The following is a 15,646-nucleotide window of genomic DNA, read 5'->3' as shown; positions in this document are numbered from 1 at the left end:
CCCGATGGGAGAGGGGCTAGCCGCGCCCTGCTGTTCCTGGGGGAGCAGCCCCATTTCGGGGCCGCGAACACGCCGCAGCGTAGAATTGACCGATGAGCCGATTAGTCCTGATCGACGGGTCCAGTTACCTGTATCGCGCGTTCCACGCGCTTCCGCCGCTGACCAATGCCGCCGGCGAGCCCACCGGCGCGCTGTTCGGCGTGGTCAACATGTTGCGCGCCACCCTCAAGGAGCGCCCCGAGTACGTCGCTTTCGTGGTCGACGCGCCGGGCAAGACCTTCCGCGACGACCTGTACCCGCAGTACAAGGCCAACCGCCCGCCGATGCCCGACGAGCTGCGCGCGCAGGTCGAGCCGATGTGCCAGATCGTGCATGCGCTGGGCATCACCATCCTGCGCGAGGACGGGGTCGAGGCCGATGACGTGATCGGTACCCTGGCCCTGCAGGGCGCCGGCGACGGCCTGGACGTCACCATCTCCACCGGCGACAAGGATTTCGCCCAGTTGGTGCGCCCCGGCGTGCAGCTGGTCAACACCATGAGCGGCAGCCGCATGGACTCGGATGCGGCGGTGATGGAGAAGTTCGGGGTCTGGCCGCACCAGATCGTCGACCTGCTGGCACTGATGGGCGATGCCATCGACAACGTGCCCGGGGTGGAGAAGTGCGGGCCCAAGACCGCGGCCAAGTGGCTGGCCGAGTACGGCTCGCTGGACGGGGTGATCGCCCACGCCGACAGCATCAAGGGCAAGATCGGCGACAACCTGCGCGCCGCGCTGGAGCGGCTGCCGCTGAACCGCGCACTGGTCACCATCAAGACCGACGTGGCGCTGCCCGGCGGCCCGCGCACCCTGGGCCTGCGCGAACAGGAGCCGGAGCAGTTGCGCGGTTTGTACCAGCGCTACGGCTTCACCCAGGCGCTGCGCGACCTGGACGGCGGCGTGGCCGCGCCGGAGGCCGCCAGCGAGGCCACGCCCAGCCTGCGCGGCACCGCCGCCGGCTATGCCCGCGGCGCCGCACCGGCCGATGCCGCCGCGCTGGATCCGGCGCTGGCCGCCAAGGGCGACTACACCGCAGTGAGCACACCCGCGCAGTTCGAGGAACTGCTCGGGCGCCTGCGCGCCGCCGACGGCTTCGCCTTCGACACCGAGACCGACGCGCTGGACGCCATGCGTGCCAACCTGGTCGGGCTCAGCTTCGCCACCGAGCCGGGCCGCGCCGACTACCTGCCGCTGGGCCACGACTACCCCGGCGCGCCGGTGCAACTGGACCGCGCGCTGGCGCTGGAGATGCTCAAGCCGCTGCTGGAGGACCCGGCCAAGGCCAAGGTCGGCCAGCACGGCAAGTACGACCTGCACGTGCTGCGCCGCCACGGCGTGGCGGTGCAGGGCTACGCCGACGACACCATGCTCGAGAGCTTCGTGCTCAATTCCACTGCCAGCCGCCACGACATGGATTCGCTGGCCCGGCGCTACCTGGGCTACGACACGGTCAAGTACGAGGACGTGGCCGGCAAGGGCGCCAAGCAGATCGCCTTCTCGCAGGTGGCCATCGACGACGCCACCCGCTACGCCGCCGAGGATGCCGACATCACCCTGCGCCTGCATCGCACGCTGTCGGCGCAGCTGGAGGCCGAACCGGCGTTGGCGCGGGTCTACCGCGAGATCGAGATGCCGCTGGTGCCGGTGCTGGCGCGCATCGAGGCCAACGGCGTGTGCGTGGACATCGCCGAGCTGCGCAAGCAGAGCCAGGTGCTGAGCCAGCGCATGCTGGCCGCGCAGCAGAAGGCCACCGAGCTGGCCGGGCGCAGCTTCAACATGGACTCGCCCAAGCAGTTGCAGGCGGTGCTGTTCGACGAACTGAAGCTGCCGGCGGTGCTGAAGACCCCCAAGGGCCAGCCCAGCACCAACGAGGAGGCGCTGGAGGCGATCGCCGATCAGCACGAGCTGCCGCGGGTGATCCTGGAGTACCGCGGCCTGGCCAAGCTGCGCAGCACCTACACCGACAAGCTGCCGGAGATGGTCAATCCCGATACCGGCCGCGTGCACACCAGCTACCACCAGGCCGGCGCCGCCACCGGGCGGCTGTCCTCCTCCGATCCCAACCTGCAGAACATCCCGATCCGCACCGACGACGGCCGCCGCATCCGCCGCGCCTTCGTGGCCCCGCCCGGGCGCAAGCTGATCGCCTGCGACTACTCGCAGATCGAGCTGCGGATCATGGCCCACCTGTCCGAGGACCCGGGCCTGCTGCGTGCCTTCGGCAGCGGCGTGGACGTGCACCGCGCCACCGCTGCCGAGGTGTTCGGGCGCAAGCTGGAGGAGGTCACCGGCAACGAGCGCCGCGCCGCCAAGGCGATCAACTTCGGCCTGATGTACGGCATGAGCGCGTTCGGCCTGGCCCGCAACCTGGGCATCGGCCGCGGCGAGGCGCAGGATTACGTGGCGCTGTACTTCAGCCGCTACCCGGCGGTGCGCGACTTCATGGAGCGCATGCGCGAGCAGGCGCGCACCCAGGGCTACGTGGAGACCCTGTTCGGCCGCCGCCTGTACCTGAACGACATCAACGCCCGCCAGCAGGGCCTGCGCGCCGGTGCCGAGCGCGCCGCGATCAACGCGCCGATGCAGGGCACCGCCGCCGACATCATCAAGCGCGCCATGGTCGGCGTGGACGCCTGGCTGCAGGACCACCGCGACCGCGCGCTGATGATCCTGCAGGTGCACGACGAACTGGTGTTCGAGGCCGATGCCGACTTCGTCGACACCCTGCTGCCGGAAGTGACCGGGCGCATGTCCGCCGCGGCGGAGCTGAAGGTGCCGCTGGTGGTGGACAGCGGCGTGGGCGACAACTGGGACGAGGCGCATTGAGCGCCTCGGACCTGGAGATGGATCCAGGTCCGGCATGGCGTTGCGGTGCCTTGCGTAGACAGCGTGCGTGCTCGTCCGCGGAGAATTGAATCGGGTTTTCGGACGGATTATCCCGCCAGTGATTTTCGCTTTCCCATTCGCGCTGCTTTTTTGACCCCATGGCGCGCTGAACCCCTTGAATTCCAACTGGCGTCACACCCTGCGGCGCGCGGCGCTGCAGCGGTTGAACGGAATTTTGACGCGGTTTATTTCGGGCGAATTTTTGGGAATGAATCCGTCCTTAATCTGACAAATTTTTAACTTAAATCTTCACGAACGAGCAAGGTGGGAAATGTTCTTATATCCCTCGACAGGCGCAATACCTGTCGCGGATCTCCTCCCATCCCCTGGAGCAGATCCAGGAACGGCGACTCCTCCCCAAGTCTCCGTTCCCTGGCCCCGCCGACCTCCCCCTGGTCCGCGGGGCTTTTTTATGCCCGCGCTCCGGGCCGGCCCCTATCGCCGCCTGCATGCCACAGCGTAAGGTCGCCGCTCCACCATCCCTGCGAGCCGTGCGATGCCCGATCTGTTCCATCTGTCGATGCCATGGTGGGAATTCGTCTTCCGTGCGGTGGTGGTGTACGTGGCGGTGCTGGTGATGGTGCGGGTCTCGGGCAAGCGCGCCATGGGCCAGTTGACGCCGTTCGACATGCTGCTGATCGTGCTGCTCGGCAATGCCGTGCAGAACGCCCTGCTTGGCGAGGACACCTCGCTCGGCGGCGGCCTGTTGCTGGCGGCGACGCTGATCGCGCTGAACTTCACCGTCGGCCTGGTGACCTCGCGCAGCGCCCGCGTGGAGCGGTGGATCGAGGGCGAGCCGGTGGTGCTGGCGCGCGATGGCCACGTGTTCCGCCAGGTGCTGCGCCGTGAACTGGTCAGCCATGCCGACTTCGAGGCGGCGATGCGCCAGCAGGGCTGCGAGGGCATCGACGACGTGCGCCTGGCGCTGCTGGAGACCAACGGCCACATCACCATTCTCAGCAACAAGGGCGGTTGAGCGCCGCTCCCGGGAGTCGACGCACGGCCCCGCAATCGCGAGGGCGCTGGCGGCGTTGCCGCATCGTGGCTGACGCCGCCCCCAGGTGCGATGGCCTAGCGGCGCGGTACGGTCGCCTGTTCGAGCTGGTAGAGCGCGTCGTCCAGGGTGTCCATCTGCGCGGCCAGCGCGGCGCGGGCATCGTGCAGGCCGCGGTTGTAGTAGTGCGGGCCGATGCGCTCGGCGACGAAGTCGAGCAGGAATTCGGCCTCGAACGCGCCGACCTGCTGCTGCAGCTCGGTGCGCAGGTAGGCCTGCAGCTGTTCGGCGATGGCGCGCTTGTCCTCGCGGCCCAGCACCGCGGTGCGCGCCGGCGCGCTCACGCCAGCCACTCGCGCGGCACCAGGTACTCGGCCAGGCGCGCCTCGGCGCTGCCCGGTTCCGGCTGGAAGCCGTATTCCCAGCGCACCCGCGGCGGCAGGCTCATCAGGATGCTCTCGCTGCGCCCGCCGCTCTGCAGGCCGAACAGCGTGCCGCGGTCGTAGACCAGGTTGAACTCGACGTAGCGGCCGCGCCGGTACAGCTGGAACTCGCGCTCGCGCTCGCCCCAGGGCTGGCTGCGGCGGCGTTCCACGATCGGCAGGTAGGCGTCGAGGAAGCCGTCGCCGACCGCGCGCTGGTAGGCGAAGTCGCGCTCGAAATCGGCATGCAGGTCGTCGAAGAACAGGCCGCCGACGCCGCGGGTCTCGTTGCGGTGCTTGAGGAAGAAGTACTCGTCGCACCAGCGCTTGTGCGCCGGATAGCGGTCTTCGCCGAACGGCGCGCACAGGTCGTGCGCGGTCTGGTGCCAGTGGCGGGCGTCCTCGTCGAACGGGTAGTACGGGGTCAGGTCGAAGCCGCCGCCGAACCACCAGGCCACGGTGGCGCCATCGCGCTGCGCCTCGAAGTAGCGCACGTTGGCATGGGTGGTGGGGATGTACGGGTTGAGCGGGTGGAACACCAGCGACACCCCGACCGCGCGCCAGGAGGCGCCGGCCAGTTCCGGGCGGTTGGCGCTGGCCGAGGGCGGCAGGCGGGTGCCGGCGACGTCGGAAAAGCCGATGCCGGCCTGCTCGAACACCGCGCCGTCGCGCAGGATGCGGGTGCGACCGCCGCCGCCCTCCGCGCGCTGCCACAGGTCTTCGGCGAAACGGGCCTGGCCGTCGGTGGCCTCGATCGCCGCGCAGATGCGGTCCTGCAGGCCGGTGAGATAGTCGCGAACACGGTCGAAGGTATGCATGCCGCCATTCTAGAAGCTCGCTGTGTCAGCCGTCTGCGGCCGGCTGCACGGATGGTGCAGATCGGTCGGTGTGCGTCAGCGGCGGAACTCGGCGCGGATGGCGGGGCGGCATAGCTGGTAGACCAGCCAGCCGTGCAGGCCGGCGAAGACCAGGGCGGTCAGCGCGCCGCTGACCATGAGCGTGATCCGGCCCAGGGCCAGATCGTGCTGGAGCTGTCGCGGGTCGACGCCCTGCTGCAGGGTCCACGCATGCAGCAGGTCGAACAGTTGCCACAGCAGCGGCAGCGCCGCGAAGTTGGCCGCGGCGGTGACCACCAGGAACACGATGAACGCCCGCCGCGCCCAGTCGCGCCGTTGCAGCAGCGCCCATGCCGCCGCGCACAGCCCCGCGGACAGCAGCGCGGTCAGCCAGGACAGGGCCAGCGCATGGGTCACGCACCACTGCAGCAGCGGCGGCAATGGCAGTCCGGCCTCGCGCAACACTCCCTCGATCGACCCGTCCGGCAATGCCAGCAGCAGCAGCGCCTGGCCAATCCCGTACAGCAGCGACAGCCCCCCCAGCAGCAGCGTGAGCTTGGCCATCGCGTCGATGATCTGGTTGCGGGCGGCTGGCAGGGGCGGCGGCGACATCGGCGGTCCTTCGGGCGGGGCGGCGCTGGCGGCGTCGCACCGGCGGCAGTCCGGCAAGGATAGGGATGGCAGACCCGGGCGCAAGCCGGGTGGGACCCGAGACGGTGCCCCCTGCGCATGTGCCGGGGCGTGGCCGACGGCAAGGTCGTGCCGTTGCCGTCCGGGCCCGGGGCTGCCAAAAACCGCCGGGGCGCAGGCAGTGCCGGGTGCGGCTTCAGCCGCGACGCGTTACCGGGAACGCCCCGTCGCGGCTGAAGCCGCTCCTACGCGATGGCGTCGTGATGCGTGGCGGGTGCAGGAGGTTAGCGGTGTCCTGCGGGCGCCGCGCGGGCTCCCCAGCGCCTGCCGCACGTCGACGGCAGGCGCCTGGGCGAGCGGCTGGCTCAGCGCAACTCGCGCTCGAACAGCTTGAGGATGCGCTTGTACTCGTCCAGCCAGGAGTCGGCGCGGGTGAAGCCGTGCTTCTCCAGCGGGTACGGCGCGATCTCCCAGTTGTCCTTGTGCAGCTCGATCAGCTTCTGGGTCATGTCCACCGAGTCCTTGAAGAACACGTTGTCGTCGACCATGCCGTGGGCGATCAGCAGGTGGTCGCGCAGCCCGCTGGCGTATTCGATCGGCGAGGAGGTGCGGTAGGCCTCCGGATCCAGGTCCGGCGTATTGAGGATGTTGGAGGTGTACTCGTGGTTGTACTGGCTCCAGTCGGCCACCGGGCGCAGCGCGGCGCCGGCCTTGAACGTGCCGGGGCTGCGGAACAGCGCCATGTAGGTCATGAAGCCGCCGTAGGAGCCGCCGTAGATGCCGGCGCGGCTGCGGTCGCCCTGCTTGCTGTCGACCAGCCAGTCCAGGCCGTCCAGGTAGTCCTCCAGTTCCGGATGGCCCATGTCGCGATAGATCGCGGTGCGCCAGTCGCGGCCGTAGCCGGCGCTGGCGCGGTAGTCCAGGTCCAGCACGATGTAGCCCTTCTGCACCAGCAGGTTGTGGAACATCTGCTCGCGGAAGTACGGGGTGTAGCGCGCCGACACGTTCTGCAGGTAGCCGGCGCCGTGCACGAACATCACCACCGGATAGCGCTTGCCCGGCTCCGGCTGCGCCGGACCGTAGTACTTGCCCCAGACGGTGCCGGCGCCGTGCTTGGACGGCACCTGCACGAACTGCGGCTGCACCCACGGGCGCGCCTTGAACGCGGCGCTGCGGGTGTCGGTGAGCACGCGCGCGTTGCCGCCGGCGGCCGGCAGCACCGCCAGTTGCGGCGGCAGGTAGGGGCCGGAGTAGTGCACCAGCAGTTGCTGGCCGTCCGGCGACAGCGCGAAGTCCTCGACGCCGTCCAGCGAGGTCAGCTCGGCGACGCTGTCGTTGCGCAGGTCGAGCTTGCACACCTCGTAGTCGCCCGGCCACTTGCGGTTGCACAGGAACAGGAAGCCCTGGCCGTCGGCGCTGACCACCGGCGCGGACACTTCCCACTTGCCGGAAGTGCGCTGGCGCGGTTTCTCGTTGCCGCGCTGGGTGTACAGGTGCGAATAGCCGGACTGCTCGGACAGCAGCCACAGCGTCTGGTTGTCCGGCATCCAGCCGAAATCGTTGAAGCTCCAGTTGATCCACGCCGAGTCGGTCAGGCGGTGGCGCGGCTGCAGCACCGCCTTGTCCAGGTCGACGCTGGCGATCCAGCGGTCCTTGTTGTCCACTGCGCGCAGCAGCACCGCGACGTTGCGGCCATCCTCGCTCCAGTGCATCGAGGCGCCGCTGCCGTCGCCGTCGGTTTCCACGCGCACCGCGCGCGGGCCCTGCAGCGGCTCCTGCTTGGCCGCCTTGCGCAGCGCCGCCAGCGGATCGGTGCCGATGCCGGGCAGCACCGACAGGTCGAGCTTGCGCGCGCTGCCGGCCACCGCATCGACCAGCCACAGGGTCTGCGCCACCGGCGAATTGCGGCCGACCAGGGTGCGCGCTTCCTGGAACTCGGCGTAGCCGGACTCGGTCACGTAGCGCGGCATCTTGCTCTCGCGGCCTTCCTCGGCGTCCTTGGCGTGGGTCACCACCAGCAGATGGCGGCCGTCCGGCGACAGCGCGCTGTCGTCGACCACCACGTCGTCGCCCAGGTACACCGGTGCCGGCGCGCGGCTGCTGTCGGCGCGGCGCCAGGCCTGTTCCTGCTGGCGCAGCAGCTCGCGCTGCGCGCGGTCGCGGGCCAGGGTCTCCAGGGTGCGCAGTTGCTGGTCGCGCAGCACGTCGGGCTTGGGCGCGGCATCGGGATCGCGCTCGGCCTTGAGCACCGCGGCCTGCTGCACGCCGCCGCCGGAGCTCCAGCGGTACCAGTCGTTGCCGACCCGCCACAGCGCGCCGCCGTCGGTGGTGAACTGCGGCCGCGCGGCGGCCTGGTTGCTGCGGGTCAGCTGGGTCAGCGCGCCGCTGCGCAGGTCGCGCAGGAACACATCGCCGTTGCGCACGAACAGCATGCGCTGGCGGCGCGCGTCATAGACCGGATTGGCCGCGTCCAGGGTGCTGCGCTGCGCGTCCTCGACCCGCTGCGCGGCGCCGCCGTCGACGCCCTGGCGGTAGGCGTCGCGCACCGGGCTGCCGGTGCGCTTGAGCTGGTACTGCACCTGGCGCCCGTCCCAGGCCCACCAGGCGTCCTCGACCGGCGGCCCGATCCAGTCCGGATCGGCCATGGCCTGCTCGATGGTCAGCGGGGCGGCGGCCTCCTGGGCCGCGGCCAGCGGCGGCAGGCAGGACAGGGACAGCAACACAACAGCGCTCAGGGCGAGACGACGCATCTGGAATTCCGGGCGAACGGCAAACCGCAAGGGTAGCAGTCGCCGGGGTGGCGCGATTGCGCCGATGGTCATGGGGTGAAGGGCGGCCGGACCAGTGGCGCTCTAGGAACACCGTCGCAAAAAAGCTTTCCTTAATCTCGTCATAGAAGTGCGTTAGTTAAGTCGTGGCGCTGATCGGCAAAGGCTCTACGCTCACCTTTCAGCACCTGCTCGGCAGCCTGCTCGATGTCGAAGCGTGGTCGAGCACAGTACAGAAACGTGCCCTGTCGATTAGCGGAAGGAGGCGTGTCGGCATGTCAATTGGCTCGGCCCTGGAACTTCTTGACAAGCGTTGATGCTCATCACACAGTTCGACCAAGGGTTGTCAGTGATGATCTGGAAACAGAAGCATCGCTGTCATGCCTATTCCGCAGCTTTGCTTCATCAACGCGTGGGGACGCGTATGCACGCTAGTGATCATCGCTAGCACTAGGGCCAGATAAAGCTGAGCTGCCCTGGTCGACAGGAGGGTGTTCCCATCGCTGGCGAATTAGATTCCATGCACCCGGCAGCGCTTTGACTTACCCATGCTCTGGAAAAGCAAAGGGCCATTCGACTTCTACCACGCAGCAACTTAAGCGATAAAACAATTCAGGGGGAGTGGTATGGATTCGAGGTGGGGACGGTTGTCAAAGCTGATGTTGGCAATGGTTGCGGTGTGTCCTACTTTTGCACCTGCGCAAGAGGCATCGGCGGGGAGCGCAACACCCGAGCAAGAGTACGGCCGCTACCTGACGGCCGCGCAGACGATCACTCGCCAATCCTCTTTTGGCGACGAAGTCAGTCTGCGCAATGGCGCGCTGTCGTTTCGTCAGGTCGATCTGGAGTTGCCAGGCATCGGGCCAACCATCCGCATCGTGCGCAAGTTGGATTTGGTCGCCAGAGTGGGGCTGTTGAAAGAAACATCTGGCAACAAGATGGGCGAGTGGGAGCTCGCGCTTCCCAGGCTCAAGACGCTGACGAACGCTAAGGACAAGCAGGTGTCGAAAACCAGTCCTATCGGCTGGCAGGTCGGTAGTGCGAGCAATGCACGTTGTTCGGAAATGGGTAGTCCTGGGCCAGTGTCTGCGGAAAAAGGTACAGAGCCAGCTGAACCTGAATTTTGGTGGGCCGGTTATCAATTAGTTGACGAGCTTGGGAACGAGGAGAATGTCCTTGGCCATGAACCTGAATCGGGTCAGCCCACACATGTGGCGCGAACAAAGAACAATTGGCTAATCGGTTGCCTGAACTCAACGGCGAACGGCCTGCCAGGCGAGGCATTCCAGGCGATTTCTCCTGACGGAACGAAATATTGGCTCAACTATCTCGTTTATAAGAGCGGACCAAGCATATATGGTGCATCCGGACCCGGCGCAATGGGAAGATCCTATGCCAGTATGTTAGTGACGCGCGTGGAGGATCGGTTCGGTAATTGGCTGACATACCACTACACAAATGGAATTCTTGACGCCGTCGATGCCAGCGATGGTCGCCGAATCACGCTTGCAAACGATGGTCAAAACATCACTGCAGTGACAGTGCCCTCAGCTTCTGGGAGTAGGACGTGGCAATATACCTACACAGGTGCTCAAACTACAAAGTCGCTTACATCGGTTACTCTTCCGGATGGGGCTGCATGGCAGTTTTCCATGGATGAGCTATTTTATTTAACGACATCCCAGAGATCTGGTAACTGCAATGCCGTATTGAACAACGATGGTCTTAGTGGGCAAGAAAAAACAGGTTCAATAACCTCGCCGTCCGGTGCGACTGCAAAATTTTCTCTCCGCGTTCTGCATGCTGGTCGATCCTATGTGGAAAGAGCATGTGGAACTTACTTGGACGCGGAAGCAACTTTTGCTGAAAATCCAAAAGATAGTTGGGATTACGCGATCACGTCAAAGACTGTGACTGGCCCTGGTTTGGGTCAATATACATGGACGTATAATTACTCGCCCGAGAACTCTAGCTGGGCACAGGATTGTGGGAATGGCTGCGCTTCGACTGTCTGGACTGATGTGACCGATCCAGACGGTGTCCGCCATCGCAATGTATTCAGCAACAAGTTCGATGCGACGGAAAATCTTTTGCTGCGGACAGAGTCTTATGCAGCGGGCAGCAATACGCTTGTTCAGTCCGTTGACTACACCTATGCGATGACGCCGCTGATCGAAAGCAACAGTCCGTATCCCTGGCGATCCGTGGGTGGCGTGATGCAGCCTCGCGGGAATTGGCAATCGTCCGAGCGTTGGACGCCCCTGCTGTCCAAGAAGGTCGTGCAGTCGGGCGACAACTACGTGAACATGGTCAACAGTTTCGATACGTTCGCGCGCCCCATCAGCGTGACCCGCTCCAGCCCTTGGCACAGCCGTACCGACGTCACTGCCTACTACGACAACCTGTCCAAATGGATACTAGGTCAGGTGTCGAAAAACACGAACAACGATAGTGGCGTGGTCGAGCACGAGACGGTGTACGACGCGAATGCGCAACCGAGCACGATTTTCGAGAATGGGAAGCTCAAGAATACATTGCTTCACAATGCAGATGGGACGATCTCCACCGTCAAGGATGGCAATGGCAACGCCGCAACGTTCTCGTCTTGGAAGCGAGGCATTGCGCAATCTGTCACGTATCCCGACGGCACGGGCATTGCTGCAGTGGTTGATGACAATGGCTGGATCAGGTCGGTCACGGACGAAAACGGCAACGTCACCTCGTACGATTACGATCTGATGGGGCGCATCGCGAAAATCACGTATCCCGGTAACGACACCGCGGCGTGGAACGTACTGATCCAGACGTTCCAGCAGGTACAAAGCGACGAGTACGGCTTGGGCGCTGGCCATTGGCGGCAAACGATCTCTACCGGCAACGCAAGCAAGATCACGTACTTCGATGCGTACTGGCAACCGATCGTCAGGCGCGAGTACGACAGCGCATGGGTTGCGGAAACCCAGCGATTCCAGCGTTTTGCCTATGATCACGAAGGTCGGGTGACGTTTGCGTCGTATCCGGGCAACAGCGATGCGCTGAGCATAGGAACCTGGACCACGTATGACGCGCTGGGTCGCACGACCTCCGTATCCCAGGACAGTGAGTTGTCAACGTCAACCAAGTTGACAACATTGACAGAATATCTGTCTGGCAATCAAACCCGTGTCACCGATCCGCGTGGCAACCAGACTCTATCCGGCTATCAGGTCTTCGACCGCCCGGGCTACGACGCGCCGGTCTGGTTCCAGCATCCGGAAGGCGCCACCACCGAGATCAACCGCGACATCTTCGGCAAGCCGCTGTCCATCCGCCGCCACGACGCCAACGGCACTGTGTCGGTCACCCGCAGCTACGTCTACGACACCCACCAGCAGCTGTGCAAGACGGTGGAACCGGAAACCGGTGCCACCGCCAACGGCTATGACGCTGCCGGCAATCTGGTGTGGAGTGCCGCGGGCTTGGCGTTGCCCAGCACTACGTCGTGCGATGCGGATTCCGCCTTCGCCTCCGGCCGCCGGGTCGATCGCAGCTACGACGTGCGCAATCGGATCAAAGCGCTGAGCTTCCCTGACGGCAACGGCAATCAGGCCTGGAGCTATTGGCCGGATGGGGCGGTCAAGCAGATCACCACCACCAACAACGGCGTCGCCACTTACAACAGCTACGCGTACAACAAGCGTCGCCTGTTGATCGCGGAGAGCCAGGGCCAGGCCGATGGCGAGACCTGGGCGCTGGGTTACGCCTACGATGCCAATGGCAATCTGGCCGCGCACCGCTATCCGTCGGGACAGACGGTGGATTACGCGCCCAATGCCCTGGGGCAGCCCACTCAGGCGGGCAGCTATGCCACCGGCGTGAGCTACTACCCGAACGGCGCGATCAAGCAGTTCACCTACGGCAACGGCATCGTCCACACGCTGACGCAAAACAAGCGCCAGTTGCCGGATACCAGCCAGGATGCCTACGGCCGCACGGCGTTCCTCAGCGATGGGTATGACTACGATGCCAATGGCAACGTCGCAGGTATCAGCGACGGCGCCACCGGCCGCAACCAGCGCGGCAACCGCACGATGACCTACGACGGCATGGACCGGCTGATCAAGGCCGAGTCGCCGATGTTCGGCACGGCCACCTACAGCTACGACGTCCTCGACAACCTGACTCACGTCGTTGCGCCGGGTCGCGACCACTATTACTGCTACGACGCCAACTGGCAGCTCACCAACGTCAAGACCGGCAGTTGCGGCGGCAGCACGGTCATCGGCATGAGCTACGACCCGCAGGGTAACCTCAGCAACAAGAATGGCCAGGCCTTCGTGTTCGATTACGGCAACCGCCTGCGCCAGGCGACCGGCAAGGAGACTTATCGCTACGACGGCAACGGCCGCCGCACGTTGGCGCTGCAGAGCGCCGGCAACATCGGCTCGCTATACGATCAGTCAGGGGCGTTGCGCTTCCAGAAGAACCAGCGCCAGTCCAAGTCCACCGACTACATCCTGCTTGGCGGCAGCCTGGTCGCCGAGGCCGATTGGCCGCTGGGGCAGCTCGCTTCGGTCAAGGACTACGTGAACTGGAATCCAGTCTCCGGCGCGACCCGCTACGTGGTCGAAGAGAGTGTGGATGGCGCCACCTGGACCTCGGTGTACGACGGCAGCCAGGGCAACTGGACCTCGTTGGCGAGGCCGGCAGGGACCTATTCGTATCGCGTGACCGCGTGCACGGCGGATGGCAACTGCACTGCGGCTTCGAACGTGACGCATGACCAGCGACCTGCGATGAATATCGTGCCACTGCTGTATCAACTGCTTTTGAACGGTTGAAGGTCGGGGTGCCGGAAGAACGGTATCCGCAACATAATCTTTAATTTCCTGGGGTGAAATTTTATGCGTTGGATCTTGATGTTGGGATGTGCGCTGTTCTGGATGTCTTGCAGCGAATCAGCGAGTGCCTTGCAGATGATCACGGGCAAGGTGACACAGATCGAGGCGACCTACATGCCTACCCAAATCCCCTTTCTCTTGAGCGAAGGAAACGCCACGTGCCCAGCCGGAAAACCGGTTTATTGGGCAAAGGATCAGGAGAACAACAAGGCGATCTATGCGATGTTGATGTCGGCATTCGTCAGTGGGAAGCGTGTGACCTTGATCATGGACGACAACGATACGTCGTGTACGGGAAAGTTTATCTACATGGTTGATTGACTGGCTAGGACGCAAGCGAGCCAGTCACCTGGAAAATACAGAAATTAACTGAAGAGAAGAAAGAGCGATGAGAATAACTTGGGCTACGTTGTTGCTGTTTGCCAGTTTGAGTGGGTCAGCATCGGCAAACGAATCAATGCAGAACCTCGACGTCGTGCAGTTGGGAACGTATCAAGCTCATGCCGATCATTTTGTCTGACTGTCGGACACGCCAGCGGAATGCAAGGCCACATCTGGCAACCAAGTCCTGCATTTTCAAGACGACCAGCCCGGCGGTAAGGCGCTGCTAGCCGTCTTGATGACGGCACTGGTGAACAAGCGCAAAATTGATGTGCAGACCAATGGCTGCAACATCGTCGAGGTTTACTTGAAGTAAGCCTGCTCTGGCGCAGTCTGGGTCGTAGATTTCGTTGGGTACGTTGCACCGTAATGTTGTTAGGGGAAGCGTTGTCGATCCGACTTCCACGAGAAAGTCGACTCTACATCGCGTATCTATGGCTCCAACTTGCAGGGACGAGTGATGTCAAATTTCCAGGGGATTCGCGCGGTACGGCGCCTGATGGCTGTAGCCGCCCTTCCATTGCTCGTCGCCTTCGGTGCTTCGGCGCAGACGGTCCGCTACATCCATACGGATGGATTAGGATCGGTTGTTCTAGTGACGGATGGGGATCGCAATGTCGTCTCGCGTAATGAGTATACGCCTTACGGAAGTCTGTTGAATCGTCCGATTATGGATGTGCCTGGTTATGCGGGGCATATTATGGATGCTGCGACCGAGCTTACCTACATGCAGCAGCGTTATTACGATTCACTGATTGGGCGATTCCTCTCCGTGGATACGGTAACGCCTTATGACAAGCCAGTCACAAACTTCAATCGCTACGGATATGCGCTGAACAACCCTTACAAATTCACGGATCCAGATGGGAGGGACATCTTGGTCATATCCGGAGGTCTTCGCGAAGGTGGCTTCAACTGGGCCGGACATGTGGCCTCGGCCGTGCAGGGAGATGGCATGTCGAGCTATGGGAATGATACTCCTCGCCATAGCTCGGTCGCTGACTATATTGGAAGTCAAAGCAAGCTGCGGCCGCAGCAGGTCACGGTTATTCCTAGAACGCCGCAGCAAGATGCTGCTGCTCGTGACAAGGCAGCAACGCTTCCGACTGAAGTCACGAAGCTAGACAACTGCGCCGTCCGTACCAACCAGATTCTAGAAGCGTCTGGTATCAGCACTAGTGTCGTCCCGCTTCCGAAAGTAACTGAGGCAGTTGCAGCGGAGCAGCCAGGCGCGGTTACATATCAGATTCCGAAGGGTGGTGAGATACCAAAAGCCCTACAAGATCAGTTGCCGAAATTCGAGGCTCCAAAAAATATCGAAAAGACCAAATAGAAAATCCATATAAGAAGGATTCTCAACAATGAGGATGTTCGGAAAGAGCGTTGTGTTTGGGTTACTGGTGGCTAGTCCACTCGTTTATCTGGCGTCTTGCTCTTATCTCTCGCACTCCCGCCAAGCAGCCTTCGACACGGTCATGGTAGGAGACACTCGGGGAACTGTCGTCAGAAAGCTAGGCTCGACCTATCGAGTAGAAAGAGCTGGCAGTGAGCCATTTCTACGGTATGCATCGAAACCATGCACGCTTCCCTGCGTCGAGCGCTGGTGGGTCGAGAACCGAATGTCCTTTGACATTGAGGCATGGTCAATTGAATTTGGAGGCGATGGAAGAGTGTTGAGGAAGGTGAAGTGGTCGTCACCTTGATTGGCTATCACGCTTGTAAGTTCGAGGTGCTGATCGCTTTTTTACGGCTATGCAGAAGTTTTTCTTGTTGATATTGCTGAAAGGCTGAGTATGACTTGGCTCTCGAAA

The 15,646-nt window shown here is 63.6% G+C and carries 10 protein-coding genes; 6 read left to right on the top strand and 4 right to left on the bottom strand.

Annotated elements, in window-relative coordinates; genetic code table 11:
- The first annotated feature begins 92 nt into the window (after positions 1 to 92).
- Together polA and J7357_RS06470 are read left to right on the top strand one after the other, a co-directional pair.
- Entirely contained in the window at positions 93 to 2,864 is a 2,772-nt protein-coding gene (gene polA / locus J7357_RS06475) for a DNA polymerase I (protein WP_209245472.1), read from the top strand.
- Positions 2,865 to 3,420: 556 nt separating this feature from the next.
- On the top strand, positions 3,421 to 3,900 hold the full coding sequence (locus tag J7357_RS06470; protein WP_209245471.1) for a YetF domain-containing protein: 480 nt from the start codon (positions 3,421 to 3,423) through the stop codon (positions 3,898 to 3,900).
- A 95-nt stretch (positions 3,901 to 3,995) separates the two neighbouring features.
- Here J7357_RS06470 and J7357_RS06465 read toward each other — a convergent pair whose 3' ends face one another.
- The 4 genes from J7357_RS06465 to J7357_RS06450 all read right to left on the bottom strand — a co-directional run bounded on the left by J7357_RS06465 (position 3,996) and on the right by J7357_RS06450 (position 8,556).
- Positions 3,996 to 4,262 (bottom strand): DUF2164 domain-containing protein, encoded by a 267-nt coding sequence (locus J7357_RS06465; protein WP_209245470.1) that lies wholly within the window; start codon positions 4,260 to 4,262, stop codon positions 3,996 to 3,998.
- Positions 4,259 to 5,158, bottom strand: coding sequence for an oxygen-dependent coproporphyrinogen oxidase (gene hemF / locus J7357_RS06460; protein WP_209245469.1), 900 nt, complete (start codon positions 5,156 to 5,158; stop codon positions 4,259 to 4,261). The genes J7357_RS06465 and hemF overlap by 4 nt, the downstream gene beginning before the upstream one ends.
- 75 nt (positions 5,159 to 5,233) lie before the next feature.
- Positions 5,234 to 5,788: a hypothetical protein gene (locus J7357_RS06455; RefSeq protein WP_209245468.1), complete on the bottom strand. Its 555-nt coding sequence runs from the start codon at positions 5,786 to 5,788 to the stop codon at positions 5,234 to 5,236.
- A gap of 383 nt (positions 5,789 to 6,171) precedes the next feature.
- Positions 6,172 to 8,556, bottom strand: a complete 2,385-nt coding sequence (locus J7357_RS06450) for a S9 family peptidase (RefSeq protein ID WP_209245467.1) — start codon at positions 8,554 to 8,556, stop codon at positions 6,172 to 6,174.
- 164 nt (positions 8,557 to 8,720) lie between these two features.
- Here J7357_RS06450 and J7357_RS06445 point away from each other — a divergent pair, with 164 nt between their 5' ends.
- From J7357_RS06445 to J7357_RS06430, 4 genes are all read left to right on the top strand, one after another.
- Entirely contained in the window at positions 8,721 to 8,891 is a 171-nt protein-coding gene (locus tag J7357_RS06445; RefSeq protein WP_209245466.1) for a hypothetical protein, read from the top strand.
- 330 nt (positions 8,892 to 9,221) lie between these two features.
- Positions 9,222 to 13,394, top strand: coding sequence for an RHS repeat protein (locus tag J7357_RS21330; RefSeq protein WP_244667326.1), 4,173 nt, complete (start codon positions 9,222 to 9,224; stop codon positions 13,392 to 13,394).
- Positions 13,395 to 13,457: 63 nt separating this feature from the next.
- Positions 13,458 to 13,775, top strand: coding sequence for a hypothetical protein (locus J7357_RS06435; protein ID WP_209245465.1), 318 nt, complete (start codon positions 13,458 to 13,460; stop codon positions 13,773 to 13,775).
- Positions 13,776 to 14,295: 520 nt separating this feature from the next.
- Positions 14,296 to 15,168 carry an RHS repeat-associated core domain-containing protein gene (locus tag J7357_RS06430; RefSeq protein WP_209245464.1) on the top strand — a complete coding sequence of 291 codons (873 nt, stop codon included), beginning with the start codon at positions 14,296 to 14,298 and terminating at the stop codon, positions 15,166 to 15,168.
- Positions 15,169 to 15,646 lie beyond the last annotated feature (478 nt).

It is taken from the genome of Xanthomonas sp. D-109 (genome assembly GCF_017746095.1).
GTDB lineage: Bacteria > Pseudomonadota > Gammaproteobacteria > Xanthomonadales > Xanthomonadaceae > Xanthomonas_A > Xanthomonas_A sacchari.
The sequence above is the reverse complement of the archived record's forward strand: the minus strand, read 5'-3'. Positions and strand labels throughout refer to the sequence as shown.

Coding starts and splice junctions, on each gene's coding strand:
- polA (WP_209245472.1), top strand. CDS start 93: ATGAGCCGATTAGTCCTGATCGACGGGTCCAGTTACCTGTATCGCGCG.
- J7357_RS06470 (WP_209245471.1), top strand. CDS start 3,421: ATGCCCGATCTGTTCCATCTGTCGATGCCATGGTGGGAATTCGTCTTC.
- hemF (WP_209245469.1), bottom strand. CDS start 5,158: ATGCATACCTTCGACCGTGTTCGCGACTATCTCACCGGCCTGCAGGAC.
- J7357_RS06455 (WP_209245468.1), bottom strand. CDS start 5,788: ATGTCGCCGCCGCCCCTGCCAGCCGCCCGCAACCAGATCATCGACGCG.
- J7357_RS06450 (WP_209245467.1), bottom strand. CDS start 8,556: ATGCGTCGTCTCGCCCTGAGCGCTGTTGTGTTGCTGTCCCTGTCCTGC.
- J7357_RS06435 (WP_209245465.1), top strand. CDS start 13,458: ATGCGTTGGATCTTGATGTTGGGATGTGCGCTGTTCTGGATGTCTTGC.
- J7357_RS06430 (WP_209245464.1), top strand. CDS start 14,296: ATGTCAAATTTCCAGGGGATTCGCGCGGTACGGCGCCTGATGGCTGTA.